This window comes from Sulfuritortus calidifontis (assembly GCF_003967275.1).
Classification (GTDB): Bacteria; Pseudomonadota; Gammaproteobacteria; order Burkholderiales; family Thiobacillaceae; genus Sulfuritortus; species Sulfuritortus calidifontis.
In genome coordinates this window covers 25,695-49,925 of the sequence record NZ_AP018721.1, presented here as the reverse complement: position 1 = coordinate 49,925, position 24,231 = coordinate 25,695, and the positions used below count along the sequence as shown (strand labels likewise).

The window sequence follows — 24,231 nt, the reverse complement described above, 5'->3', positions numbered from 1 at the left end:
CCCGGGGGATTGTGCGGGGTGCCGCATCTCAGATCACCCGGGCCAGGGCGAGCAGGCGCCGGACCCGTTCCTCGGTGGCGGGGTGGGTGCGGAACAGCCCGGTCAGGCCCTCGCCAGCGGCAAGCGGGTTGATGATCATCATCTGCGCCGTCTCCGGATGGAGTTCGGCCGCGTCCATGGGTACGCCCCGGGCATAGGCCTCGATCTTGTTCAGGGCCGAGGCCAGCGCTTCGGGGTCGCCGCAGATCTCGGCGCCGCCGCGGTCGGCCCCGAACTCGCGGGCGCGGGAGATCGCCATCTGGATCAGCATGGCGGCCAGCGGCGCCAGGATCATGATCACGATCTGCACCACCGGGTGGACCGAGCGCTCATTGTTGTTGCCACCGCCGAACAGGAAGCCGAACTGGGCAAGCGAGGAGATGGCGCCGGCCACCGTGGCCGACAGGGTCGAGATCAGGGTGTCGCGGTTCTTCACGTGGGCCAGCTCGTGCGCCATGACCCCGCGCAACTCGCGCTCGGTCAGGATGCGCATGATGCCGGTGGTCGCCGCGACCGCGGCGTTTTCCGGATTGCGCCCGGTGGCGAAGGCGTTGGGCTGGGCCTCGTCGATCACATACACCCGCGGCATGGGCAGGTTTGCGCGACGGGCGAGGTCGGCGACCATGGCGTAGAACTCGGGTGCCTCGTGCGGACCGACCTCGTGCGCGTTGTACATGCGCAGCACCATCTTGTCGGAATTCCAATAGGCCCACAGGTTCACGGCGCCGCCGATGAGCAGGGCGATCAGCATGCCGCCGGCGCCGCCGATGGCCATGCCGACCGCGCCGAACAGGGCGACGATGGCCGCCATCAGCAGCGTGGTCTTGAGCCAGTTGTTCAACATGGTTGGAGTTCCTCTATCAAACCGAACGGCGATTAGATGCCGCCGTCCCGGCAAAATTCAAGCGCCTGCCGGCGGCTCGAAATGCTGGCCAACCGTCAGCGGATTGCCGGCCAGGAAGGCCGCCGCCGGCAGGCGCTTGCCGCCGGCCTTCTGCAATTCGAGTAGCGCCAGCGCGCCCTCGCCGCAGGCCACGGTGATCGCGTCGCGCCCGAGCGCCACGATCTCGCCCGGCGCACCGCGGCCCTCGGCCGGCCGCGCGTGCCAGAGCTTGACCGTCTCGCCGGCAAGCAGGGCATGGGCGCCGGGCACCGGGTTGAAGGCGCGGATCTGGCGGTCGAGCTCAATGGCCGGCCGGCGCCAGTCGATGGCGGCATCCGCCTTGCCGATCTTTTTCGCGTAGGTCGCCAGATTCTCATCTTGCGCCTCGGCCCGGATGGTGCCGGCCTCGAGCCGCGGGAGGAGAGCGACGATCTCGCGCGCACCCAGCGCGGCCAGCTTGTCGTGCAGGCTGCCGGCGGTGTCGTCGGCCGCGATGGGCAGCGCCGCTTTACTCAACATGGCGCCGGTGTCGAGGCCGGCGTCCATCTGCATCAGGGTGATGCCGGTCTGCGCATCGCCCGCCTCGATCGCCCGCTGGATCGGCGCCGCGCCGCGCCAGCGCGGCAGCAGCGAGGCGTGGATGTTGATGCAGCCCAGGCGCGGGATGTCGAGCACCCCTTGCGGCAGGATCAGGCCGTAGGCGGCGACGATCATCAGATCGGCCTTCGCCTCGATGATCGGTGCCCAGGAAGCCGCATCCTTCAGCCGTTCCGGCTGTTCGACGCGCAGGCCGTGCCGGAGCGCCAGCGCCTTGACCGGGCTGGCCTTGAGTTTCATGCCACGGCCGGCCGGGCGGTCGGGCTGGGTCAAGACCAGGGGGATGTCGTGGCCGGCCGCGATCAGGGCGGCCAGGGCCTGGGCGGCGAACTCGGGGGTACCGGCGAAGATGAGGCGCATGAAGGCAAAAGGTGCGGGACGTTGGCAACGAGGGGGAATTGTACTGCGGCGCCCCCCCAACGCCGCGCGCGATTACATGGCCTCGCGCGCCCGTTTCATCAGCTTCTGCTTGATCCGGTCCTGCTTCAAGCGCGACAGGTATTCGACGAAGACCTTGCCTTTGAGGTGATCGATCTCGTGCTGGATGCAGATGGCGAGCAGGCCGTCGGCCTCCAGCTCGAATTCCTCGCCGTCGAGGTTGAGCGCGCGCACCCGGATGCGCTCGGCGCGCTTGACCTCATCGTAGATGCCGGGCACCGACAGGCAGCCTTCCTCGTACACCGTCTCGCCGTTGGCCTCGACGATCTGCGGGTTGATGAAGGTCATCAGCTGATCGTGGGTCTCGCTGACGTCGAGCACCAGCATCTGGATGTGATGGTCGACCTGGGTTGCCGCCAGGCCGATGCCCGGCGCGGCATACATGGTCTCGGCCATGTCCGCCGCCAGTTTGCGGATGTGCTCGTCGACCTTGTCCACCGGCTTGGCCACGATGTGCAGGCGCGGATCGGGGTAGTGCAGTATTTTCAACAAAGCCATATGCTTGAACCCGTGAGGCAAGCGCGATCTTGCCTTTTCCATATTCAGTTGGCGTTAGTATAACGAACCAGAATCGCCTCTCCGATGGGGAAAACCATGCGTCTTGCACTATTGACCGCCCTCGTCCTGGCATCGTTCACCGCGATGGCCGACGAGGTCCAGCTCCAGGACAACGCGCCCGACCGGCACACCGTGGTCAAGGGCGACACCCTCTGGGGCATCTCCGAGCGCTTCCTGAAGAACCCATGGAAATGGCCGGAGGTCTGGCGGCTCAACCGCGAAGAGATCAAGAACCCGCACCTGATCTATCCGGGCGACACCGTGCGCCTCATGCGCGGGGACCAGCCGCAGCTGGTGCTGGAGCGTGACGCCCTGGAGACGGTGAAGCTGTCGCCGCAGGCACGGGCCGAACCGATCGAGGAGAAGGCCGCCGCCATCCCCAGCATCCCGTATGAGGCCATCGCCTCCCTGCTCAACCAGGGTGGCCTGATCGACGACAACGAGCTGGCCAAGGCACCGCGCATCCTCGGCTCGAGCGAGGGTCGCGTGCTCTACGGCGCCGGCGACCGGGTCTACGCCACCGCCAATGACACCAGCGTGCCGCGCTGGGAGATCGTCCGCGCCGGCCCCGCGGTGATCGACCCGGACAGCGGCGAGACCCTGGGCAACCTGTTGATCCACGTCGGCATGATGCACATGATCGAGCCGGGCCAGCCCGCCCTGTTCGAGATCGACAAGACCAGCCAGGAAGTGCTCGAGCGCGACCGGCTCTACCCCCACTTCGGCAACAGCGACATGGCCTTCGCGCCGCACGCGCCGGACAAACCGATCGCGGCCAAGGTCGCCGCCACCCTGTCCGGCGCCAAGCTCACCGGCACCTACAGCAGCCTGGTGCTGAACAAGGGCAGCCGCGACGGCCTCGAGGTCGGTCACGTGCTCGGCGTCTACCGCGCCGCGCCCTCGATCGCCGACCCCCGATGCCTGCGCGCCGAGAAGCTGGCCTTCATCGCCGGCCGCAAGAATGCCAAGGACGAGTGCAGCAAGTACGACGAAAACGGCCAGTCGATCCCGGACAAGCGCATCGCCGTCGCCTTCGTCTACCGCGTGTTCGAGCGCGCGGCCTACGCCCTGGTGCTCAAGGGCGAACAACCGGTGGCCATCAAGGACGCCGTGCGCAACCCTTGACCGCCCCGGCCGACGCCCTCCACTGGCTCGCCCTGGAGGCCATCCCCGGCCTCGGTCCGGACGCCGCCCGGCGCCTGTTCGAACACTTCCCCGACGCGAAAAGCGTCTTCGACGCCCCGGTGGGGCTGCTCAAGCCCATCGTGGGCGAGCCACTGGCCTCGGCCATCGCCCAAGGGGTGGACGCGGCCCGGCACCAGGACGCCCTGACCTGGCTGGCCGAGCCCGGCAACCACTTCCTGCCCTGCACCGACCCGGCCTACCCCGAGGCCCTGCGCAACCTGCCCGACCCGCCGGCCTGGCTGTATATAAAAGGTGATCCCGCCTGGCTTGCCCGGCCGATGATCGCCATCGTCGGCAGCCGCAACGCCACCCCCCAGGGCAAGCGCGACGCCCGGGCCTTCGCCCAGGCCCTGGCCGAGGCGGGGCTGACCGTGGTCAGCGGTCTGGCCGAGGGCATCGACGCCGCCGCCCATGAAGGCGGTCTGGCCGGGCAGGGCCGCAGCGTGGCCGTGGTCGGCACCGGGCTGGACCGGATTTACCCGGCGAAAAACCGTGATCTTGCACACAAAATGGCGGAACAGGGCGCCATCGTCTCCGAATTCGCCCTGGGCACCCCGCCCAGGCCCGGTCATTTCCCCCGGCGCAACCGCATCATCAGCGGCCTGGCCCTGGGCACGCTGGTGATCGAGGCAGCGCCCGACAGCGGCTCGCTGATCACGGCCAAGCTGGCGGCGGAGCAGGGTAGGGAGGTGTTCGCCCTGCCCGGCTCGATCCATTCGCCCTTGAGCCGCGGCTGCCACGCCCTCATTAAACAGGGGGCCAAGCTGGTCGAGTCGGCCGAGGACATCCTCGAGGAATTGCGCTTTCAGTGGGCGCCTACTTACGTGACTGCCACCGAGCCGCCTGAAACCGACGTCCTGCTTGGGCTCATGGGCCCGGAGCCGGTCGGCCTCGACGCCCTGGTCGCCGGTTCCGGCTTGACGGTGGATACCGTTTCAGCGATGCTTCTCGCGCACGAACTGAACGGCAAGGTTGCCGCACTGCCGGGCGGCTTATATCAACGCCTGTATTGAGGTCGACATGTTCGAAATCCTCCAATACCTCTACGAAAACTACCTCGCCGACGACTATTACCCCGACGTCGAATCTCTGGCCCGCAAGCTGCTCGCCGCAGGCTTCGAGCAGGCCGAGATCGATCGCGCGCTGGACTGGCTCTCGGGCCTGGAAAGCCTCACGCCGCAGGACGAGAACGGCCAGCTCGCCCATGCCGGCCTGCGCCATTACACCGACCTCGAGATCAGCCGGCTCGACGCCGCCGGTCGGGGCTTCATCACCTACCTGGAGTCGGCCGGGCTGCTCTCGCCCTACGGCCGCGAGTGGGTGATCGAGCGCGCTTTGGCCCTGGACGACCGCGAGGTGCCGGCCGACAAGATCAAATGGATCGCCCTGATCGCGCTGTGGCGCCTGGGCGGCCCGCTGGAGGCGTTCTGGCTGGAAGACCTGGTCCAGGATCTGGACGACGAGCCGCCGACGCTTCATTAATAAGCAAAACATGCATCTATTGATTGTCGAGTCGCCCTCGAAGGCGAAGACCCTGAAGAAGTATCTTGGCCCCGGCTACGAGGTGCTGGCCTCCTATGGCCATGTCCGCGACCTCCTGCCCAAGACCGGCTCGGTCGACACCGCCAACGAATTCGCCATGAAGTACGAGGTGATCGAGCGCAACGCCAAGCACGTCGAGGCCATTGCCCGCGCGGTGAAGAAGGCCGACGAAGTGCTGATCGCCACCGACCCGGACCGCGAGGGCGAGGCCATCGCCTGGCACCTGGCCGAGATCCTGCGCGAGCGCAAGCTGCTGGCCAAGAAGCCGGTTAAGCGCGTGGTCTTCCACGAGATCACCGAGCGGGCGGTGAAGGACGCCATCGCCCATCCACGCGACATCGCCATGGAGCTGGTCAACGCCCAACAGGCCCGCCGGGCGCTGGACTATCTGGTCGGCTTCAACCTGTCGCCCCTGCTCTGGAAGAAGATCAGCCCCGGCCTGTCCGCCGGCCGGGTGCAGAGCCCGGCCCTGCGCCTGATCTGCGAACGCGAGGAGGAGATCGAACGCTTCGTCCCCCGCGAGTACTGGACCATCCACCTCGACAGTCATCAGGGCCGGCAGAAATTCGGCGCCCGGCTGACCCAGTTCCAGGGCGAGAAGATCCAACAGTTCTCGATTGAGAACGAGGCCCGCCAGCAAGAAGTGGTGGAAGCGCTCACTCATGCGGCCAATGGCACGGTTACCGTGGCCAAGGTCGAGAAGAAGCGCAAACAGCGTTCACCCGCCGCGCCGTTCACCACCTCCACCCTGCAGCAGGAGGCCGTGCGCAAGCTGGGTTTCTCGGCCGAGCGCGCCATGCGCACCGCCCAGCAGCTGTACGAGGGCGTGGACATCGGCGGCGGCGCCGTCGGCCTCATCACCTACATGCGGACCGACTCGGTCAACCTGGCCCAGGAGGCCATCGCCGAGATCCGCGGCTACATCGCCAAGCAGTTCAGCCGCGACTACCTGCCGACGCAGGCGGTCACCTACGCCAACAAGGCCAAGAACGCCCAGGAGGCGCACGAGGCCATCCGCCCGACCAGCATCGCCCGCACCCCTGACAGCCTGAAGGATCACCTGGGCGCAGACCAGTTCAAGCTCTACGAGATGATCTGGAAGCGGGCCCTGGCCTGCCAGATGGCGCCGGCCCAGCTCGACACCGTGGCGGCCGATCTGGCCGCCGGCAAGGCGGGGATGTTCCGCGCCACCGGCCAGACCATCGCCTTCGATGGCTTTCTCGCCGTCTATCACGAGGACGCCGACGAGCCGTCGGAGGACGAGGAAGAGGCCAAGCTGCCGCCCTTGAAGGAGGGCGAGAGCCTGCCGGTCGACGCGATCCGCGGCGAGCAGCACTTCACCCAGCCGCCGCCGCGCTATTCCGAGGCCAGCCTGGTCAAGACCCTGGAGGAATATGGCATCGGCCGGCCCTCCACCTACGCCAACATCATCTCCACCTTGCTCTACGAGCGGGACAACATCGGCGCCTACGCCCTGCTCGACAAAAAGCGGTTCAAGCCCACGGCCATGGGCCGGCTGGTCAACTGCTTCCTGACCCAGCACTTCGACCACTATGTCGACTACGGCTTCACCGCCCAGATGGAGGATGAGCTGGACGATGTATCCAACGGCGCGCGCGCCTGGGTGCCGGTGATGCACGACTTCTGGGATGGCTTCGCCACCCAATTGTCGGTCAAGGACAAGGTGGAGCGCGGCTGCCCGGTGAACGAGGCCTGCCCCAAGTGCGGCAAGCCGCTGCTGTTGCAGGCGAGCAAGCGCGGTCTGTTCGTCGGCTGCAGCGGCTATCCCGACTGCGATTACACCCGGCCCTTCGGCGATGCCGCCTCGGAGGACAACGGCCGCGTGCTCGGCACCGACCCGGACACCGGCAAGCCCATCACCCTGCTCAACGGCCGCTATGGCTGGTATGTGCAGCTGGGCGAACAGGAGGAGGGCAGCAAGGCCAAGCCGCGGCGCGCCAGCTGGCCCAAGGACCGCCCGACCGAGACCGCGGACCTGGACACCGCACTCCTACTGCTCTCGCTGCCACGCGAAGTAGGCACTCACCCGGAGACCGGCAAGCCCATCGTCGCCAACATCGGCCGCTTCGGGCCTTACCTGCTGCACAACGACAAGTTCAAGTCCATCCCCAAGGCCTACGACGTCTACACCGTCGACCTCAAGCAGGCCCTGGAGATTCTGGCCCTGCCGCCGGGCCGGCGCGGCGCGGCGGCCGACCCCGGACGCGAACTGGGCAAGCACCCGGCCGACGGCGCGCCGGTGGTGGTAAAGGACGGCCGCTACGGTCCCTACGTCCAGCACGGCAAGATCAACGCCACCCTGCCCAAGGACTTCAAGCCCGAGAGCATCACCCTGGCCGAGGCCCTGGACCTGATCGCGGCCAAGGCGGCCAAGGGCCCGGCCGAGAAGAAGACGACACGCAAGGCCCCGGCCAAGGCTGCCAGCAAGACCGAAAAGGCGCCCGCCAAAAAGGCTGCGACGACGCGCAAGACCGCCGCGAAGAAGTAAGCGGCGATGTCACAGAAAGTCTTGCTCTCGGTCATCGAGTTTCTGGGCTACCCCAACATGCGCCCGCTCTACGAGCGCCTGGGCTACAAGGTCGCCACCGAGTTCTCGGTGCGCAAGGCCATCGCCCTCATGCGCAAGACCCCGCCCGACGTGGTGGTGGCCGACTTCTTCTCCGATTCCGACTTCCGCGACCGGGTGAGCAACCTGGAGTCCCTGCTGGCCGCCGCGCAGAAGCAGGCCGGCTGCAAGACCCTGGTCTTCTACGTGCCTGGCCACCAGGACGCCCTGGACAAGGTGCGGCAGCGCTTCCGCATCGACGCCGCGCTCACCTTGCCGGTGAGAGAGGCGGAATTGGAGGCGGTACTGCGCGAGTGGGTGTAGGCACCGCCTACCTTATGTCGGCCGGCGCGGAATGGCGAATCAGCCTTTAGACCCGGTTTATCTAGCCCGACTAATTTAGTAAGATTCGCCGCCTCGGCCGCCGGCCGACCCGCATCCCACAATCAACAAAGGAATCCGACATGGCCGTTCTGGTTGGCAAGCAAGCCCCCGATTTCACCGCTGTCGCCGTCATGGGCGACAACGACATCAACGCCTCCTTCAACTTTGCCGCCTACACCAAAGGCAAGTACGCCGTGGTCTTCTTCTATCCGCTCGACTTCACCTTCGTCTGCCCGTCCGAACTGATCGCCTTCGACCACCGCCTGAAGGAGTTCAAGGACCGCAACGTTGAGGTCATCGGCGTTTCCATCGACTCCCAGTTCACCCACCTGGCCTGGAAGAACACCCCGATCGAGAAGGGCGGCATCGGCAAGGTCGGCTACCCGCTGGTCGCCGACATCAAGCACGAGATCTGCAAGGCCTATGACGTCGAGGCCGACGCCGGCGTCGCCTTCCGCGGCTCCTTCCTGATCGACAAGGCCGGCGTCGTCCGCCACCAGGTGGTCAACGACCTGCCGCTGGGCCGCAACATCGACGAGATGCTGCGCATGGTCGACGCCCTGCAGTTCACCGAGCAGCACGGCGAGGTCTGCCCGGCCGGCTGGAACAAGGGCAAGGCCGGCATGAAGGCCAACCCCGACGGCGTCGCCGACTACCTGGCCAAGCACAGCAAGGAGCTGTAGGCCGTCTTCGCCGGTACAAGGAAAAGGGGCCCGACGGCCCCTTTTTCGCTTCGGCGCTTAGTTCAGCACCAGGCCCGCCTGCTGCATGAAATCGGCAAAGACCCGCACCTTCGAGGCGAGGTGCGGCGCGTTCGGATAGACCACATAGAGCCCCGCCGCGGGCCGGGCGTAATCCTCCAAGGCAGGTTCCAGTTCGCCGTTACTCACCGCGTCGGCATACATGAAGGCCGGCCCCATCACCACCCCTTGTCCCTGCCTGGCCGCCGTCAGCAAGAGCGAGGCGTCGTCCGACACCAGATTGCCGCTGACCGCCACCCGGAATGCCTTGCCGTCTTTTTCCGTGAAGCCCCATTGCCTGGCCTGCTGCCGCTCGCTGTAAATCAGGCAGTTGTGCGCCGCCAGCTCGCCCGGGTGTGTCGGCTTGCCGTGACGCCGCCAATAGCCGGGCGCGGCGCAGACCAGCGAACGCACCGGCGCGATGCGCCGCGCGATCAGGCTGGAGTCTTCCAGTTCGCCGATGCGCAGGCCGGCATCGAAGCCGTCCTTCACCAGATCGACATAGCGGCCGCTGATAGAGATCTCCAGGCCGATCTTGGGATAGCGGGCCTGGAAGGCGGGGAGGGCGGTCTTGAACAGGGACAGCGCCAGGCACTGCGGCGCCGAGATGCGCAGCTGGCCTTGCGGCTCGCTCTGCAAGGGCGCCACCGCCTGCTCGGCCTCCATCGCCTCGTCCAGCGCCCGGCGACAGTGGCGGTAGAACTGCTCGCCGGCCTCGGTCAGGTGCATGCGCCGGGTGGTGCGGTTGAGCAGGCGCACACCCAGGCGCAGCTCCAGTTGCCCCAGCTGCTTGCTCACCGCCGGTTTCGACAGGCCCAACCGCTCAGCGGCGGCGGTGACGCTGCCGCATTCGACCACGGTGGCGAAGTATTCCATATAGGCGAGCAGGCTCACGATTGTTAACCCCCGGTTAATGATTATTTTCGATTAGCCCGGATTATCTGCGATTTCCTTTTCTATAGAGTGACTGCGTTGCCACCAAAGAGGAAATTGCATGAATGCCGTCGTCAGCCCCTTGCCGCCGTATAACCTGCACGAGCTCGACGCCTGGCTCGATGAACGGCTGGAGGCCAAGCTGCAGGAACGCGAAGCGGCCCGCACGCCGCGCCTGACCCTGATCACCACCAAGGGCACGCTGGACATGGCCTATCCGCCTTTCATCCTGGCCTCTACCGCTGCCTCGCTCGACTGGGAGGTCGAGATTTTCTTTTCCTTCTATGCGCTCAACCTGCTGAAGAAGGACCTCGATCTCGGCATCAGCCCGCTGGGCAATCCGGCCATGCCGATGAAGCTGCCGGTGGGGCCGGCGTGGCTGCGCGGCATCGATTGGTCCATGCCCAACCTGCTGATGGCCGGCATCCCGGGCTTCGAAGGCGCGGCGACGGCGATGATGAAAAAGACCCTCTCGGACAAGGGCGTGGCCTCGATCGCCGAGCTGCGCGGGCTTTGCATCGAGGCCGGGGTCAAGCTCTCGGCCTGCCAGATGACGGTAGACCTGTTCGGCTGGCAGCGGGACGACTTCATCCCCGAGATCAGCGAGTGGCTGGGCGCGACCTCGGTCTTGCCCAAGGCGCAGCAGTCCGATGTCTGCCTGTTCATCTAGCCGCATTAGCAAAAGAAAAGGGGCCATGACGGCCCCGTTTTCATCGACAGGCAGCCGGCTTATTTCGGCTTGGCCGGCGCCGCCTGGCCGGGCTCCGGCAGGCGTTCCATCTTGGTGATCACGATGTCCACCCGCGGCACGTCGTCGAAGGGGCCGACCGAGCGGGTGGCCACCTCGGCGATCTTGCCCACCACCTCCATGCCTTTCACCACCCGGCCGAACACGGCGTAGCCCCAGCCGTTCATGCTCTTGCGGGTGTGGTCGAGGCCGCGGTTGTTGGCCACGTTGATGAAGAACTGGGCGCTGGCCGAGTGCGGGTCCATGGTCCGGGCCATGGCCAGGGTGCCGACGGTGTTCTTCAGGCCGTTGTCGGCCTCGTTCTGGATCGGCGCCCGGGTCGGCTTCTCCTTCAGGCCGGGCTCGAAGCCGCCGCCCTGGATCATGAAGCCGGGGATCACCCGGTGGAAGATCGTGCCGTTGTAGAAGCCGGCATCGACATAGGTCAGGAAGTTCTTCACTGTGGCCGGGGCCTTGTCCTGATACAGCTCGATCTCGACCGGGCCGACGTTGGTGGTCATCCGGACCATTGGGTTGCCGGCGAAGGCGGGCGGGGCGAGGAGGGCGGCGGCGGCGAGCAGGGCACGCAAGATTTTGCTGATCATGGTTTTCCTTGGTTTGGTTTCACGTGAAACAGGGCTCAGTCGCCGATGGTGAGCGAGCGGCCGTTGTCCCTGGGCCCGAGCTTGAGCAGCCAGGGCACGGCATCCTCGGCCCATTCCTCGGCCGTGGGATAGGCGGCGGCGTCCGTGCCGAAGCAGGCCTTGAGCATGTCGGTGTTGATGATGCCGGGCGAGAGCGGGATGGCGGCCATGCCCCGGGGCAGTTCCTGGGCCAGGGCCTGGGTCAGGCCCTCGATCGCCCACTTGCTCGCGCAGTAGGGCGCGACCTGGGCGTCGGTCGAGCGGCCCCAGCCCGAGCTGAAGTTGCAGATCACCCCGTGCTTCTTCGCCACCATGGCCGGCACGAAGTGGCGGATGACGTTGGCCACGCCCTTGATGTTGACGTCGATCACCGCGTCGAACGCCTGCTGCGGCACCTCCCACAGCGGGGCGAGCGGGTTGATCAGGGCGGCGTTGTTGAGCAGCAGGTCGGGCGGCGCGTACTCGGCCAGCACCGCCTTGGCCCAGTGCTTCACCGCGGCATCGTCGGTGACGTCGACCACGTCGAAGCGGTGGGGCGGGCCGTATTGTTTCTTGAGCCGGGCGATCGCACTCTTGTCGCGGCCGCAGCCGATCACGGTGTGGCCCAGGCGGACGAATTCGGCGGTCATGGCCCGGCCCAGGCCGCGGCTCGTGCCGGTGATGAGGATAGTCTTTTTCATGGCCGGATTTTAGCCTTGGCCAGAAAGCGGTCCAACTGATTGGCGAAGGCCTGGCGGTCGGCCTGCGACAGGGGTGGCGGGCCGCCGGTCTGCACGCCGCTGCCGCGCAGGCCGTCCATGAAGTCGCGCAGGTTCAGGGCCTCGCGGATGTTTTCCTTGGAGTAGAACTCGCCCCGGGGGTTGAGGGCATGGCCGCCCTTTTCGATGACCTGGGCGGCGAGCGGGATGTCGGCGGTGATCACCAGGTCGCCCGGCTCGCAGCGGCGGGCGATCTCGGCATCGGCGACATCGAAGCCGCCGGGCACTTGCAGGGCCTTGAGCCAGGGGGAGGGCGGCACCCGCAACAGCTTGTTGGCCACCAGGGTCAGTGTAATGTCGCAACTAGTTTGCAATTGGTGTCTCGAAAGGTTTGCGAATCGTCTCATATGGTATGAGATAAAATTCGCATACCAGATGAGACGCCTAGCTAGGCGTGCTCACATTCCATGCGACGACGCGCATCTCATGTAATGCGTGCACGGTAGCTATCCGGTAGCTGTGAGCCGGCTATCTCGGACGCGTAGCTCCGGCGGCAGTGATCGCGCTCGACCGGGCGGAAGATAGCGTCGATCAGCGGGCGCAGGATGCGGCCGGCGAGCTTGCCCTGGCGCTCCATCCGGTACGCTGCCGCGCTAATCGTCTCGTCCGGGCTGCCGTTGCCGAGCGTGAGCAACACCCAGGCAAGTTGGTCGAGCGCTATCAGGAGATTGAGCACACGCCATCTCATACCGCATTCACCTCTTCGATCGTCGTCGCGGCCTCAAGCGCAGCCTTCCGCGCCCATGACGTGGAGTAGGCAGTCTGCACCTGCTGCGCGATCACGCCAGCGATGGCGAGCAAGTCTGCGATGGACGTGACAGGCACGTCGTTGTTGTCTGCGTCACGCCATACCGACGGCAGCGGGAGCCCGGCTTGCGCAAGCGAGATGGCTTGGCCGAGTAGCTCTTGGCTGCGCTTGTCTGCCTGCCACACGTGGCCGTTGACAGTGACGTTCGCCACGCACTGCGCGTCGCGCTCGGCTTCGATCTGGAGCTTCTTGGCGGCTTTGACTTCGGCAATGGACGGCGTGGTATCAGGCGGATCGACCCACACACGGTGGATGACGTCGTAAACCGCGTCTGGGCGGTGCGGGGCCGTAGCTGTAGCGAACGTGGGACAACCTTCGGACTCGGTCTCACCGCTATATCGACGAGTGATTGGATTGAAAGCGTAATAGATCATGGCGCCCCCTTAGTATTTGATGTGTGCGTAAATCGCGTCTTCGCCGTAGTAAGTTGCTTCTGGCCCAACGTTTGGCAAGTAGAAGTTTCCAGTTGACGGGTTCTGCGCGATGTAGGACTTATGCGGGGTTAAATAATCGTTAAGCCCGCCTGAAAACGAAGCGGTGTAGACAGTGCTTACAGCACTGCTGACATAACCACCGAGCAGATATACTCGGCTGTTGGTGACGATGGCTTGAGAAATGCTTAACGCCCCTGGCAGGCTCGTTCCGGTAGTCCATGCGCCTAGCGTACCGTCCGGATTGATCGGCGCAGTGTAGACAGTGCTTACAGCACTGCTGACATAACCACCGAGCAGATATACTCGGCTGTTGGTGACGATGGCTTGAGAAAGGCTTAACGCCACTGGCAGGCTCGTTCCGGTCGTCCATGCGCCTAGCGTACCGTCCGGATTGATCGGCGCAGTGTAGACAGTGCTTACGGAACCGCCGTTATCGCCGCCGAGCAAATATACTAGGCTGTTCGTGACGATGGCTTGAGGACGGCTTAACGCCCCTGGCAGGCTCGTTCCGGTAGTCCATGCGCCTAGCGTACCGTCCGGATTGATCGGCGCAGTGTAGACAGTGCTTACAGCACTGCTGACATAGCCGCCGAGCAGATATACTCTGCTGTTCGTGACGATGGCTTGAGAAGCGTACAACGCTCCTGGCAGGCTCGTGCCGGTCGTCCATGCGCCTAGCGTACCGTCCGGATTGATCGGCGCAGTGTAGACAGTGCTTACAGCACTGCTGACATAGCCGCCGAGCAGATATACTCTGCTGTTCGTGACGATGGCTTGAGAAGCGTACAACGCTCCTGGCAGGCTCGTGCCGGTCGTCCATCCAGTAATATCCGCATTCTGCGTAGTGTTTTCCCAATACTGCTGTCTGTGCGGCTTCCCGTTGACATACACGTTGCGCGTGTAGTTGTAAGTATCGCCGACAACGGCATACAACTCCGCGTATGTAGTCTGGCTCACCTCCTGCCCGTTGCAGCGTAAAAACCCAGACGGCGGCGTTTTGCTAGACGTATAGATGATACTGCCGACCGGCACGCCGGATGCGCTCAGGACCACACCTGTCAACGACAGCCCGCTCCCGACGCTGATCTCTTCTACCGCGCCGTCGCCGCTCGACGCGCGACCGAGCAGCTTGCCGGAGGACTGGGTGAGACCGGAGGATGTGATCGCACCCTTGAGTGCGAGGCCGAGATTCGGGTCGCTCAAGCTTCCCACCTCGATCCAGCCGGTATTGGCGGCGTTGCGCAGCTTGAGCTTGCCGCTGGTGGTGTCGGCCCACCACTGATAGGGATAGGTCGTCGCCGGCTCGGTCGCGCCGGCGTTGTTGCTCACGATGGCGGCGAGCGCCGCGTTGAGGTCGGCGCGGAAGGCAACGCCTGGCTGGTTGTCGATCAGATAGTCATGTTGCGCCATGTCATCTCCTTACACGGGTATCTTGGCCGCCACGGCAAGTTCCGAGACGGCGATGTTGTGCGCTGGCGATCCTGACTCCAGCACGCATTTGAAGCGCGCGTAGCGCCCGGTGAAATCGGCCGTGAGAAACGGCGTCCACGGCCCCCAGGCGATGCCGTCATCCGAGAGGGAGGCGAAGACGGTCGCCGTGCAGTCGTCGATGTCGCCATGCACGTTGAGCCAGTCGTCAACCGACTGGGTGCGGGTATCGATCAGGTCGGCGGCATCGTAGGACAGCGCCGCGATATGAGCCTGGAAGCGCCTTGCTGCGGATGAGCCGAGATCGAGCACGGCGTCGAAGGCGTATTCGCCGGTCGATGCGATGCCGCCCACGGTGTCGATGTCCGGCTGATCGTCTATCGCGCCGTAATCGTCGATGTCGGTCTGGTTGGCGAGCCGGATCGCGCCGCCGTCGAGATAGACGCCGGTCTTCGCGCCGGCGAAGGCCGGATGCTGCACGCTCGTGGCCACGGTCTGGAAGCCGGTCAGAATCGCCTCGGTCATCACGAAGCTGGCGGCATTGGCCGAGTGGCGACCGCCGGAGTCGACGAACTTGGCGAAGTATGTGCCTTGAGCGAGCGAGACGACCGCGTTGCTCGCGCTGCCGTTGTGCGCGCCGTCAGGCAGCACCACGGCATCATGCCATGTCGCGCCAGAGGTGAGCGGCGACCAGCGGATTTCGATGTCGCCGCCGACCAGCACATCGAGATCGGTGGCGCGATCCCACGAGGCGAAGGCGAGCCCCGCCATCGGCCGCGCGGTAAAGCCATGCACATCCTGCGGCGCGGCGGTGATGCCGTAAATCTCGCGACGCGCCGTGGCGGCAGCGGAGCGGCGGCCCAGCGCATCCACCGCGACGACGGAGAAGTCGTAGATGCCCGGCTCGATGGGCGCGATGTCGAGCGACGGCGCGTCGGTAGTCGCCGTGCCTGACTGGCCGTCTGCCCTCGTCCAGCGCACCTCGTATCGAGAGGCCGATCCCGTCCAGGACAGCGTTGCTCTGCCAGCCACCACCGCCGGGTTGAGTAGATAGAGCGACTCGGTGACGGTGAGATCGACCTGCGGCGCTGGCCCATCGCCGAGCAGCGTGGTGCGCGCAGGCTCCAGCACGATGTCGCGCTCGATGGCGTCGTACTTGCCGGGCTGATGCGCGAGCGCGGTCACCTCGACCTGGTGGCCGTCTACCTCACGGATGCCGATCACGCGCCATAGCGTGGGCGCCAGATCAGAGGCGGCAAGCACCCACACCGCGCCCGTCACAGGCGCGGCAGGCAGCGCGGAGGACAGGTTGAGAACCGTCGTCTCGCCGGGCGAGTTCGCCACCGCGCCGCTACCCACCGTGCCATCGGGCAGCATGACCGAGAGCGTGTAGCTATTGCCGGGCTCGATCGTGACCGGAGAGTCGAGCGTCACGCTCTCCGTGGTCGCCGCCATCACGCGCCCGCCGAAGCGCACACCGGCGCGCGCGGCATCTTGCACCGCGATCACCGCGCCCGGCCACACCAGCGCGGCATCGAGACCGGCGCGGAAGGTGACCGTCTCGGTCTCCATGCGCTCGGTGTAGAGCAGCCAGCGGCCCACGCGATGCGCCTGGCCGCGCGAGGTGCAGCCCACCGCAACGATCTCGGTCTCGCGCACGCCGAAGCGGCGGATGCCGTCCTCGTCTTCGACGTATTCGACCTTCTGCCGGTACATGTCGGCCGGATCGTTCCAGGTCACCAGCGCCACTGTGTGGCGCTGCTTCGCCGAGCTGCCGGAGTAGGTGAACAGCCCATCGACCACGTTCGCCGCCGTGAACAGCGCCACCGGATCGGCGGGCGCGTCCTGCGAGCAGGTGAGCGTTCCATTCGCCCACCACGTCATGCCGCGGAAGATCGCGGCCATCTGCTGGATGACGGTAAAGGCCTCTTGTCGCGTCTGCAAATAGATGTTGCATGTAAAGCGCGGCTCGGTGCCGCCGAAGCCGTCCGGCAAGCGCTCGTCGCAGTAGCGCGCGATCTCGTAGAGCGCCCACTGGTCGATCTGGCTTGCGTCGAGATACTGGCCCAGGCCGTAGCGCTCTGAGGTCAACAGGTCGTAAAAGCACCAGGCCGGGTTGTCCGTCCAGGCGATCTTGAAAGCGCCGTTCCACACGCCGCTGTAGCTGCGGGCGATCGGATCGTAGTTGACCGGCACGCGCACGCGCAGGCCCAGGATGTCGTAGCCCCGGCGTGGGATGCGATTGAACTGCGCCGCGTCGATCTGGAGCGCCACCAGCGCCGAGTTCGGATAGCGCAGCTTCGAGTCGATGATCTCGGTGTAGCTGTCCCAGAAGGTCTTGTTTTGCATGTTGGCCTGCGTGGAATCAGGCGTGATGCGCCGCACGCGCACCTGCCACGGGCCGGGCTGCGGCAGGTCGATGCGGTAGCTGCGCTGGTAGCGGCTCATGGTCTTGCCGCTGATGGTGTCGCGCCTGACTTCCTGCCAGCCGCCGCCGGCGTTGTCGATGTCGATGGCGATCTCGACAGACGTGCCAGACAGATCGCCATTGGAGGGATTCTGGTAGGACAGCTGCGGCACCGAGACGGTGACGCGCACGGCGGAGAGATTCGGGTTGGTGATGGCGCGCGCGACCGGGGCGGTATTCTTCACCTCGGTCGCCACGGCGATCTCGTTTTCGACGGCGGGAAAGCCTGGTACATGGCTCTGCGCTGGCAGACCATTGCGCCAGGCGACCGACACCCCGGAAAAGTTCATCGCGCCATCGGCGGACTGGATCGGCGTATCGTCCAGATAGATGCTCTTGAGCCCATCGACCAGGCCCTCGATCTCGCCCTCGGAGAGCACATCGATCACCCGCGCGTAGGCGCGACTGCGCAAGGTGTTCGGCGCCTCGGTCGGCACATGGGAAGAGCCGCCACCTCCGCCCTTGCCGCCTCCGCCGCCGCCAGCGCCGCGCGCGATCAGATCGTTCATGCCGCGTACTCCTCGGCGGCCATGCCAGCGGAGATGACCTGCGAGCCGACGATGAGCCGCCCATAGCACACCGGCACCGGGTTGCCCTGCGCGGCGGTGTTGACCGGCCCGTCGAAGATGTAGGATGGGCGGTTTTCCGGACGATCCGGCGCGCCTGGCGTCTTGGGCTGCGGCGAGAGCATCTGCGCCACGCCGCCCAGTACCAGAGACATGCCGACGTTGAACGCGATTGCTCCAGCGAAGGTTGCGCCGCCTGCGGCCCAGGCTGCGCTAAGCGACAGCCCGGAGCCGCCGGTGGCGACGCCAACGGCGATCAATGCCGCTCCCAGGATGACACTTCCAAGCCCGCGCCCGGCGCCAGCCGTCACGGGCACGATCTTGATCACGCCATCGGCTGGCAGCGCCAGCGTGTCGATGTCGCGCGCCACCTTGCCATCGAGCACGCGGTAACCTGGCCTGGAGTGCTCGATCACGTGCTGCCGGAAGCCGGGCAGCGTCGCACACAATGCGCGCACGGCCTCGGCCGGCGTGCGCACCTCATAGCGGTGCACGCGCCCGAAGCGCTTGGCCAGATGGCCGTAGAGCCGCACCGTCCTCATGCCATGCTCCTGTGCCGCAGCACGTGGGTGGTCACCTTGCGCCAATAGCCGCCATAGACATCGCGGCTGGAGAGCCTGCCGTGACAGTGGTGCACGAGATAGCCGTCGGCGTCGATCACGCCTGCGTGGTTGGGCACGGGGCTGGCGATCTGCATCAGCACCGCGTCGTGTGGCCCGAGCGCATCGGGCGCGATCTCCACAAACCCGGCCTCGGCGAAGTGGTCGAGATACAAATTGCCGCCCTTGAGCCACCAGTCGTCCTCGCGCCGGTAGTCGGGCAGGGTGACGCCGCACACCTCGCGGTAGTAGTCGCGGCACAGCGCGTAGCAGTCGAGCACACCATGCACGAAGGGCCGCCCGATGAGCGGCGCGCGGTAGCCGGATGGCGCGAGCATCTCATGCGTGCCAGCCGGATGCGAGACGATCAACCACGGCAGCCCGGTGGCCTCGCACATCACCCGATCAGCCTCGGACGGCACGGGCGGCAGATGCACGTGGCTGTGGCAGACAGCCACCACCTCGCCAGCGTCTTCTGCCGCGGCCTGGTCTTCCGGGTGGATGGCGAACTCGGCCTCGCCCGCGATGTTGCGGCAAGGCCAATAGCGCAACCGGCCCTTGACCACCACCGCCAGCCCGCAGCACTCGCGCGGCGCTTCGCGCGCGGCGTGTTCGCGGACGTCATCCAAGATGGGCGAGAAATCCATCATCGCAGCAGCCCCACGGCAGGGAAGCCGCCGAACGGGAGTTCTGCGTATGGCCCGAAGCGCAGCTTGCAGGAAGCGAGCCGCTTGCCGCAGCGGTCTTTTGCCGGGTCGGCGGTCGGCTGGTCTTTCTCGTCGGCGACCGCACCGCCGGTGTAGCCGCACTCCGGCCCCCGGTAGCGCCACGGGCAGACGTTCTGCACGAACTGGCGGCGCGGCAGCATCACGCCGGCCAGGTCGAAGGCCGCCGCCAGCTCGAACTCCACCAGCAGCTTGTTCTCGGTGGCCTTGCGATCGACGAACCAGATTTCGCGGTCGATCACCTGGTTCGGGTCGGCCTGCGGGTTGCCGCCGGCGAAGTTGACCGCGTCGAGATACTTGATGAACGTGCGCTCGCGGATGAGCTTCGCGCCGATCAGATCGTCGGCCACCGCGCCCACCAGCCCGCTGACGTTGGCGACCGCCAGCTTCGGGCGCGGCAGCGCGCCTTGGCCGGAACGCGCGAAGCCGGAGGCCTCGATTGGCAGGCTGGTATAGGTCAGCCCGCCGAACACGATGTCGCCGCCCAGCTCGTTCGGGCCGTGCGGGGTGAAGCGCAGCACATCCATGCCGCCCACGACGGTCGTATCCAGCTCATAGAGCTCGACGATGGCTGGAAGCTGGGCCTGCTGGATGTCGGCCTGGATGCTCACAGCGCCACCTCCTCGAAGGTCGCGGCCAGCTCCGCGCCGCCGCCAGGCCCGTATGACACGCTCCAGGATCGGCACACCCACTTGCCGGGCAGGTGATCCAGCGCCGTCCAGTCGAACGCCTCGACGCCAGCGCGCGCGCGCAGGAAGTCATCCGCCGCCTTGACCGTCGCCTCGTCCGCCGCCAGGCGCACGCTCCACTTGCGCAGCAGGGTGTTGATGCCATCCGGCGCGCGCTGCTCGTAGCCGTCGCCGAAGCGTGTCACGCGCACGCGCGGGCTCATCTCCATGCGCTCGCCAGCGACGACGGGCCAGCCCCACGCTGCCATCTCAGGCCCCCGCCAGCAGCCCGCCGGGCCGCTTCTCCGCCACCAGGATGCCGCGCACCGCGCCGGCGATCATGTCGCCGAGTTGCCGCGCGCTGCCCGCATCGCCTTCGACCCGCGAGCCGGAGGCGTCGACAGCGACGTTGACCACGACATTGCCCGCCCCATGCGCCTCCACGCCCAGCCTGCCATCCGGCCCGCGTTTGAGCGGCATGATGGCCTCCGGCCCGGCCTCGCCCATCAGCCCCAGGCGCGGGACGCCGCCGGCGGCGAAGGTGAACAAGGTCGGCGCGGCGACGATACGGTTGGCATACTGCGCCAGCGATGCGGACTTATAGACGCCGCCTTGCGCGTTTTTCTTCACGCCGCCGAAGGAAGGGAACAGCCAGCCAAATATCTGCTCCGCCGCCCGCTGCGCGAAGATGCGCGCCAGCGACTGCAGGATGGACTGCGCCATCGAGCGGAAGGCGTCCGACACCTTCTTCGTGCCGGTCACGATGTCGCCGAAGGCGGTCGAGAAGGCATCCTGCATCTGCCCGGCGACCTTGGTCATCAGCGAATCGGCCACCGGCTGGGTCTTGAGAATCTCGGCGCGCAGGTTCTCCATGCGCCGCGCCACCTCCTCGGGCGGGAAGAGCGTGCGCATGGCCGCTTCCAGGTCGGGCAATAGCGCCTCCAGCGCGCCCTTGGTCTCACGCGCGGCGGCCTCGATGCGCGCCTGCGCCTGCGCGGGAGTCAGCGTGCCAGCCTGCTGCAAGACGTTGGCGTTGTCCTGGGCCTGGCGCATGCGCTCGATGGCCTCGCGCCACTTCGCTTCCAGCGCGGCGAGATTGGCCTGCGCGGCCTTGACCGGCACGAGCTTGTCCACCAGCTCGCGCAAGGCCGGGTCGTCGCCGAAGCGGGCGAGCAGCTCGTCGTACTCGCGGCGGATGGCGGCCAGGCGCATCTCGGGCGTCTCGGCGCCGGTGGCCTGGGCGAACTCCTGTGCGAGCCTGGCCTTGATGTCGGCCAGTTCATTGTCCAGCCTGGCGCGATCGACCTGGATCGCCAGATCAACCGCCACCCGGCGGTCATTCAGGGCATCGAGCTGCGCCTGCAATTCAGCCGCCCTGCCGGTCGCCTCGCGCAGTTTGTCTGCGATCTCGGCCTGCTCTTTGGCGTCCTTTGGCTTCACGGCGGAGAGCCGCCGGATCAGGTCTTGCTGCGCGGCGAGCTTGTCGGAGAGGTCGCGCTCTTCCAGATCGAGCGCGCGGCGCTGGGTTTCGGCCCTGGCCTGCCAGTACTGGTCTTCGGTGATAAAACGGCCCTTGTAGGACGCTTCTATCACGCTTTCGGCCGTCTTCAAGCCGTCCTTGAGGCGGGCGAGTTCGGCGTCGAAGGCATCGGCGAGGGAGGGCAGCCGGGTTTCGCTTTTCTCGAACGACTTGCGCACCAATGCCTCGGCTTGCTTGAACTTATCGGAATTCAACGCGATCCCGGCCTTCGCGGCCTGCTCACGCAGCTCCTTGAGCGCGGCGGAAAGCGGGTCGAGCTTCTTGCGATATTGGTCGATGTACTGGTCGAACTGCTTGCCGAGCAGTTCCGCGCCCAGTACGGTAGGGCCGCCGAGCGCTTTTTCGCGCGCTTCGATCTTGGCAAGTTCATCCTTGCGCGCGGCGAGTTCTGCGCGCACCCGCTTGAGTTCCTCGGCGGCCGCCTTCGAACCGGCCTTTGCCACGGACTCATTGAGCAGCCGCTCCTTTTGCTCCAGCGCGGCGATGCTCTCGCGGAAGATGGCGGCGTCGCCCGTGCCGAATCGCTCCTCTTTGCGCAGCCGCTCGGCGGCCTCACGCGCCGCGTCGATGGCGTCCCTGGCTTTGTCAGCCGACGATTTCGCGCGATCGCCCCAGATGGCCCAGGCCGTCGCTCCGGCGGTGAGCAGCGTGAGTATCAGGCCGAGCGGGCCGCCGACCAGGCCAAGCGCCGCGGACAGGCCGCGCGTGATGCCGGTTCCGGCGGCCATCGCCGCATTGTGCGCCGCCTGAGCGGCGGCGAGCCGCTGCTGCGCCGGGACAAGTTGCGTCTGCACGACGGAAAGACGCGCCATGCCGCTCGATGCGGCGACCGCTGCATTGGCTGACGCAAGCATGGCCTGTGCCTTGGCCACCTCGTGGGCGGTCACGGCCTGAGCCGAAATCGCCGCCTGCCGGTCGGCGGCGATCTTCGCCAGCATCTCGCCGATGGCTGTGCGCGCCGCCTGCGCGCCGCGCACGATGGCGGCCGTCATGGCCCCGGCGGCGGCGACACCCGCCACCCCCAGCGCCGTCTGCATGTGCTGCGCCAGCGCCGAGAAGCCGCTGGCCAGCCCCGCCGTCGCGCCCGTCGCCCGATTGAACTCATCGACCACGCGGCTAAACTGGTCGCGCACCTCGGAGAGCGACTGGCCTATCGTATTTGGCATGCGCGCGGCTTCGTCGGCTAGTTTCTGCCGCTGCGATTCGAGCGCGCGCGTGATGATGTCCGTGGTGAGCAGACCCTGCTCGGCCAGCTCGCGCAGGCGGCCGATCGGCAGGCCAAGGCCATCGGCCAGCGCCTGGGCGAGCCGCCCGCCGTTCTCCATGATGGAATTGAACTCGTCGCCACGCAGCGCGCCCGCGCCCAGCGCCTGGGAAAACTGGCGGATGACGGAGGAGGCCTCGGCCGCTGAAGCGCCTGAGACCTTGAGCGCCAGCGCGGTCGCCTCCGTGGTGCGCGCCACTTGTTCCTGCGTGAGACCGAAGCCGCGCGCGCCCTGCGCGAGCCGCGTGTAGAGCGTGGCCACCGCCTCGTAGCCCGCGCCCGTCTGCGCCGCGACCCGGTAGGCCAACTGCTGCGCGGCGACGAATTCGCGCAGGCCGTCCGTGGAAAGCTTGAGCCGCGCATTGACCGCCTGCACTTGATCGGCCAGTTGCGCAAGGCCGGACAGGCTGTTGTTGAGACCCGAAAACGCAAAAGCGGCTGCGCCGTAATGACCGATGCGGCGCAGCGCCTGAGCAAGCCGGTCGGACTGCGATTCGACGTCGCGCAGCGCGGCCTTGACACGCTGGTTGCCCTCTAGCGCGAGGCGGATGGCGATGGTAGTATCGGTCGCCATGTGTCAGTCCATCCTCTCCGGTCTTTTCACGGGCGCGCTGCTCGTCGCCATGCCTGCGGCAGCCTTCCTGCTGTGGGCAGGCGGCCTTGGCTGGATCGTCATGACGTGGGCTTGCGTGCTCATCCTGGGCATCGTGCTCGGCATCGCCGAAGGCGTCGGCTGGCGCTGGCCGAGGATGCTCGGCCGCATCCTGTTCATGCGCTGACCGCCTTCAGCCACTTCTCCCACCCCTTTTCATCCGCCTGCGCGGCCCGCGCCGCCACCGCCGCTGCGAGGAGCTTCTCGCGCTCGATCCGCACCACGGCTTCGGCGAAATCGCGCGCCAGCGTCCACGGCATCTTCATCACGGCTGCGTAGTCGAATCCTGCGCCGACGAGTCGGGCGACCCACTCGTGCCACCAGAGACGATCCGCGCCAGCCGCTCGGCCGCCTGATTGATCGCGGGCAGCACGCGCTGGACGAAAAAATCCCAGTTCACCTCCAGCACGCGGGAGGCGAGCTCCACCAGCACGTCCGGTTTCTGCGCGCCAAGCCAGGCGCGATCCACTCTGGCGCCGATGGCGGTAGCCTCGATCACGGCATCGGCATGGCGCAGCAGCGCACCCATGATGTCGCCCGATGCGATCTCGGCAGCGATGGGTTCGATGGCCTTGAGAAAAGCCGGCAGGTCGGCGACGGAGACGGGTTCTAATGTTTCAGGTAGACTTGGATTCATGATTCATGACCGGATGATTGATTGCGCCACGACCGCCGCTAACGTGACCGTGACGTTTCGTCGCATCGAGCACACGGAAAGCATGACAGGTAAGCGGCAGATCGATTTCATCATGGACAGGCCGATCGACTGCTCGCACAGACGCGCCTGCGGCGCGTGGGCAAGCAGCCGCTGTCAACTGTTTAAACCGCAAGACAGCCATTGATCCCGCCCTCGCGCGCGCGAAAGAATCGACCCTGCGCGCCGCACACGGTAGAGAACTCCCGCGCGTAGCGACAAGGCGTGGCCGCGTTGCCGTCGAGCATGGCCACCACCAGAGGCGCATGGCACATCCAGTCGAACGGGGCGGGATCGGCCCCGACGCTGGCCCAATGGCAATCCGGGCAACCTGCCAGGCCGTAGCCGGCACGGTCGGCCACGGAGACAGGCTCGATGGTGCGATCACTCAT

Annotated in this window: 27 protein-coding genes; 8 read left to right on the top strand and 19 right to left on the bottom strand. The window is 66.5% G+C overall.

Annotated elements, in window-relative coordinates; all coding sequences use genetic code 11:
- Positions 1–28: 28 nt before the first annotated feature.
- The 3 genes from htpX to def form a co-directional block, all read right to left on the bottom strand.
- Positions 29–883, bottom strand: a complete 855-nt coding sequence (gene htpX / locus EL388_RS00310; protein WP_126457951.1) for a zinc metalloprotease HtpX — start codon at positions 881–883, stop codon at positions 29–31.
- 57 nt (positions 884–940) lie between these two features.
- The gene (gene fmt, locus EL388_RS00305; protein WP_126457948.1) at positions 941–1,879 is read right to left on the bottom strand and encodes a methionyl-tRNA formyltransferase; all 939 of its coding nucleotides are present in this window, start codon (positions 1,877–1,879) and stop codon (positions 941–943) included.
- Between the two features lie 72 nt (positions 1,880–1,951).
- Complete coding sequence (def, locus tag EL388_RS00300) at positions 1,952–2,455, bottom strand: peptide deformylase (protein WP_126457945.1); 504 nt, start codon at positions 2,453–2,455, stop codon at positions 1,952–1,954.
- A 96-nt stretch (positions 2,456–2,551) separates the two neighbouring features.
- On the opposite strand from def, the gene EL388_RS14160 reads away from it, so the two are divergent.
- The 6 genes from EL388_RS14160 (at position 2,552) to EL388_RS00270 (ending at position 8,875) form a co-directional block, all read left to right on the top strand.
- On the top strand, positions 2,552–3,640 hold the full coding sequence (locus EL388_RS14160; protein WP_232019142.1) for a LysM peptidoglycan-binding domain-containing protein: 1,089 nt from the start codon (positions 2,552–2,554) through the stop codon (positions 3,638–3,640).
- The gene (gene dprA, locus EL388_RS00290) at positions 3,637–4,713 is read left to right on the top strand and encodes a DNA-processing protein DprA (protein WP_232019141.1); all 1,077 of its coding nucleotides are present in this window, start codon (positions 3,637–3,639) and stop codon (positions 4,711–4,713) included. The genes EL388_RS14160 and dprA overlap by 4 nt, the downstream gene beginning before the upstream one ends.
- 7 nt (positions 4,714–4,720) lie before the next feature.
- Positions 4,721–5,182 carry a Smg family protein gene (locus EL388_RS00285; RefSeq protein ID WP_126457936.1) on the top strand — a complete coding sequence of 154 codons (462 nt, stop codon included), beginning with the start codon at positions 4,721–4,723 and terminating at the stop codon, positions 5,180–5,182.
- Positions 5,183–5,192: 10 nt separating this feature from the next.
- A complete protein-coding gene (topA, locus tag EL388_RS00280; RefSeq protein WP_126457933.1) occupies positions 5,193–7,751 on the top strand; it encodes a type I DNA topoisomerase in 2,559 nt (852 codons plus the stop codon).
- Between the two features lie 6 nt (positions 7,752–7,757).
- Positions 7,758–8,132 (top strand): DNA-binding transcriptional response regulator, encoded by a 375-nt coding sequence (locus EL388_RS00275; protein ID WP_126457930.1) that lies wholly within the window; start codon positions 7,758–7,760, stop codon positions 8,130–8,132.
- Between the two features lie 140 nt (positions 8,133–8,272).
- Positions 8,273–8,875, top strand: a complete 603-nt coding sequence (locus EL388_RS00270) for a peroxiredoxin (protein ID WP_126457927.1) — start codon at positions 8,273–8,275, stop codon at positions 8,873–8,875.
- A gap of 57 nt (positions 8,876–8,932) precedes the next feature.
- On the opposite strand, the gene EL388_RS00265 is transcribed toward EL388_RS00270, so the two are convergent.
- Positions 8,933–9,826, bottom strand: a complete 894-nt coding sequence (locus tag EL388_RS00265) for a LysR family transcriptional regulator (RefSeq protein ID WP_126457924.1) — start codon at positions 9,824–9,826, stop codon at positions 8,933–8,935.
- A gap of 100 nt (positions 9,827–9,926) precedes the next feature.
- Between EL388_RS00265 and EL388_RS00260 the strand changes: the two genes are divergently transcribed.
- Positions 9,927–10,535, top strand: coding sequence for a DsrE/DsrF/DrsH-like family protein (locus EL388_RS00260; protein WP_126457921.1), 609 nt, complete (start codon positions 9,927–9,929; stop codon positions 10,533–10,535).
- Positions 10,536–10,594: 59 nt separating this feature from the next.
- On the opposite strand, the gene EL388_RS00255 is transcribed toward EL388_RS00260, so the two are convergent.
- The 12 genes from EL388_RS00255 to EL388_RS00200 form a co-directional block, all read right to left on the bottom strand.
- Complete coding sequence (locus EL388_RS00255) at positions 10,595–11,122, bottom strand: peptidylprolyl isomerase (RefSeq protein WP_197721839.1); 528 nt, start codon at positions 11,120–11,122, stop codon at positions 10,595–10,597.
- A gap of 110 nt (positions 11,123–11,232) precedes the next feature.
- Positions 11,233–11,916: an SDR family oxidoreductase gene (locus EL388_RS00250; protein WP_126457915.1), complete on the bottom strand. Its 684-nt coding sequence runs from the start codon at positions 11,914–11,916 to the stop codon at positions 11,233–11,235.
- Positions 11,913–12,341, bottom strand: coding sequence for a YaiI/YqxD family protein (locus EL388_RS00245; RefSeq protein ID WP_126457912.1), 429 nt, complete (start codon positions 12,339–12,341; stop codon positions 11,913–11,915). The genes EL388_RS00250 and EL388_RS00245 overlap by 4 nt, the downstream gene beginning before the upstream one ends.
- 77 nt (positions 12,342–12,418) lie before the next feature.
- A complete protein-coding gene (locus EL388_RS00240) occupies positions 12,419–12,670 on the bottom strand; it encodes a hypothetical protein (RefSeq protein ID WP_197721800.1) in 252 nt (83 codons plus the stop codon).
- 8 nt (positions 12,671–12,678) lie between these two features.
- The gene (locus EL388_RS00235) at positions 12,679–13,176 is read right to left on the bottom strand and encodes a DUF4376 domain-containing protein (RefSeq protein WP_126457906.1); all 498 of its coding nucleotides are present in this window, start codon (positions 13,174–13,176) and stop codon (positions 12,679–12,681) included.
- A 9-nt stretch (positions 13,177–13,185) separates the two neighbouring features.
- Positions 13,186–14,646: a tail fiber protein gene (locus EL388_RS00230; RefSeq protein ID WP_126457903.1), complete on the bottom strand. Its 1,461-nt coding sequence runs from the start codon at positions 14,644–14,646 to the stop codon at positions 13,186–13,188.
- Between the two features lie 9 nt (positions 14,647–14,655).
- The gene (locus EL388_RS00225; RefSeq protein ID WP_172599370.1) at positions 14,656–17,544 is read right to left on the bottom strand and encodes a TipJ family phage tail tip protein; all 2,889 of its coding nucleotides are present in this window, start codon (positions 17,542–17,544) and stop codon (positions 14,656–14,658) included.
- A 92-nt stretch (positions 17,545–17,636) separates the two neighbouring features.
- Positions 17,637–18,239, bottom strand: coding sequence for a tail assembly protein (locus tag EL388_RS00220; protein ID WP_126457897.1), 603 nt, complete (start codon positions 18,237–18,239; stop codon positions 17,637–17,639).
- Positions 18,236–18,925, bottom strand: a complete 690-nt coding sequence (locus EL388_RS00215) for a C40 family peptidase (RefSeq protein ID WP_197721799.1) — start codon at positions 18,923–18,925, stop codon at positions 18,236–18,238. The genes EL388_RS00220 and EL388_RS00215 overlap by 4 nt, the downstream gene beginning before the upstream one ends.
- A gap of 17 nt (positions 18,926–18,942) precedes the next feature.
- Positions 18,943–19,632, bottom strand: coding sequence for a phage minor tail protein L (locus tag EL388_RS00210; RefSeq protein WP_126457894.1), 690 nt, complete (start codon positions 19,630–19,632; stop codon positions 18,943–18,945).
- Entirely contained in the window at positions 19,629–19,958 is a 330-nt protein-coding gene (locus tag EL388_RS00205) for a phage tail protein (RefSeq protein WP_126457891.1), read from the bottom strand. The genes EL388_RS00210 and EL388_RS00205 overlap by 4 nt, the downstream gene beginning before the upstream one ends.
- A 1-nt stretch (position 19,959) precedes the next feature.
- Positions 19,960–23,067, bottom strand: a complete 3,108-nt coding sequence (locus tag EL388_RS00200; RefSeq protein WP_126457888.1) for a tape measure protein — start codon at positions 23,065–23,067, stop codon at positions 19,960–19,962.
- On the opposite strand from EL388_RS00200, the gene EL388_RS00195 reads away from it, so the two are divergent.
- Positions 23,066–23,272 carry a hypothetical protein gene (locus EL388_RS00195; protein ID WP_126457885.1) on the top strand — a complete coding sequence of 69 codons (207 nt, stop codon included), beginning with the start codon at positions 23,066–23,068 and terminating at the stop codon, positions 23,270–23,272. The two genes, EL388_RS00200 and EL388_RS00195, sit on opposite strands and share 2 nt — an antisense overlap.
- Here the strand turns inward: EL388_RS00195 and EL388_RS13770 are convergent.
- From EL388_RS13770 to EL388_RS00185, 3 genes are all read right to left on the bottom strand, one after another.
- Complete coding sequence (locus EL388_RS13770) at positions 23,262–23,411, bottom strand: hypothetical protein (protein ID WP_165919219.1); 150 nt, start codon at positions 23,409–23,411, stop codon at positions 23,262–23,264. The genes EL388_RS00195 and EL388_RS13770 overlap by 11 nt on opposite strands.
- Positions 23,411–23,782: a hypothetical protein gene (locus EL388_RS00190; RefSeq protein WP_126457882.1), complete on the bottom strand. Its 372-nt coding sequence runs from the start codon at positions 23,780–23,782 to the stop codon at positions 23,411–23,413. Before EL388_RS00190 ends, EL388_RS13770 begins: the two co-directional genes overlap by 1 nt.
- A 182-nt stretch (positions 23,783–23,964) precedes the next feature.
- Entirely contained in the window at positions 23,965–24,231 is a 267-nt protein-coding gene (locus EL388_RS00185; protein WP_126457879.1) for a hypothetical protein, read from the bottom strand.

Excerpts from the sequence above, each read along its gene's own strand:
- EL388_RS14160 (WP_232019142.1), top strand. The coding sequence starts at position 2,552 with ATGCGTCTTGCACTATTGACCGCCCTCGTCCTGGCATCGTTCACCGCG.
- EL388_RS00200 (WP_126457888.1), bottom strand. The coding sequence starts at position 23,067 with ATGGCGACCGATACTACCATCGCCATCCGCCTCGCGCTAGAGGGCAAC.
- EL388_RS00250 (WP_126457915.1), bottom strand. The coding sequence starts at position 11,916 with ATGAAAAAGACTATCCTCATCACCGGCACGAGCCGCGGCCTGGGCCGG.
- fmt (WP_126457948.1), bottom strand. The coding sequence starts at position 1,879 with ATGCGCCTCATCTTCGCCGGTACCCCCGAGTTCGCCGCCCAGGCCCTG.
- EL388_RS00285 (WP_126457936.1), top strand. The coding sequence starts at position 4,721 with ATGTTCGAAATCCTCCAATACCTCTACGAAAACTACCTCGCCGACGAC.
- EL388_RS00260 (WP_126457921.1), top strand. The coding sequence starts at position 9,927 with ATGAATGCCGTCGTCAGCCCCTTGCCGCCGTATAACCTGCACGAGCTC.
- EL388_RS00245 (WP_126457912.1), bottom strand. The coding sequence starts at position 12,341 with ATGAGACGATTCGCAAACCTTTCGAGACACCAATTGCAAACTAGTTGC.
- EL388_RS00270 (WP_126457927.1), top strand. The coding sequence starts at position 8,273 with ATGGCCGTTCTGGTTGGCAAGCAAGCCCCCGATTTCACCGCTGTCGCC.
- EL388_RS13770 (WP_165919219.1), bottom strand. The coding sequence starts at position 23,411 with ATGAAGATGCCGTGGACGCTGGCGCGCGATTTCGCCGAAGCCGTGGTG.
- EL388_RS00255 (WP_197721839.1), bottom strand. The coding sequence starts at position 11,122 with ATGGTCCGGATGACCACCAACGTCGGCCCGGTCGAGATCGAGCTGTAT.
- EL388_RS00195 (WP_126457885.1), top strand. The coding sequence starts at position 23,066 with ATGTGTCAGTCCATCCTCTCCGGTCTTTTCACGGGCGCGCTGCTCGTC.
- topA (WP_126457933.1), top strand. The coding sequence starts at position 5,193 with ATGCATCTATTGATTGTCGAGTCGCCCTCGAAGGCGAAGACCCTGAAG.
- htpX (WP_126457951.1), bottom strand. The coding sequence starts at position 883 with ATGTTGAACAACTGGCTCAAGACCACGCTGCTGATGGCGGCCATCGTC.
- def (WP_126457945.1), bottom strand. The coding sequence starts at position 2,455 with ATGGCTTTGTTGAAAATACTGCACTACCCCGATCCGCGCCTGCACATC.
- EL388_RS00235 (WP_126457906.1), bottom strand. The coding sequence starts at position 13,176 with ATGATCTATTACGCTTTCAATCCAATCACTCGTCGATATAGCGGTGAG.
- EL388_RS00205 (WP_126457891.1), bottom strand. The coding sequence starts at position 19,958 with ATGGCAGCGTGGGGCTGGCCCGTCGTCGCTGGCGAGCGCATGGAGATG.
- EL388_RS00220 (WP_126457897.1), bottom strand. The coding sequence starts at position 18,239 with ATGAGGACGGTGCGGCTCTACGGCCATCTGGCCAAGCGCTTCGGGCGC.
- EL388_RS00190 (WP_126457882.1), bottom strand. The coding sequence starts at position 23,782 with ATGAATCCAAGTCTACCTGAAACATTAGAACCCGTCTCCGTCGCCGAC.
- EL388_RS00230 (WP_126457903.1), bottom strand. The coding sequence starts at position 14,646 with ATGGCGCAACATGACTATCTGATCGACAACCAGCCAGGCGTTGCCTTC.
- EL388_RS00275 (WP_126457930.1), top strand. The coding sequence starts at position 7,758 with ATGTCACAGAAAGTCTTGCTCTCGGTCATCGAGTTTCTGGGCTACCCC.
- EL388_RS00185 (WP_126457879.1), bottom strand. The coding sequence starts at position 24,231 with ATGAGTGATCGCACCATCGAGCCTGTCTCCGTGGCCGACCGTGCCGGC.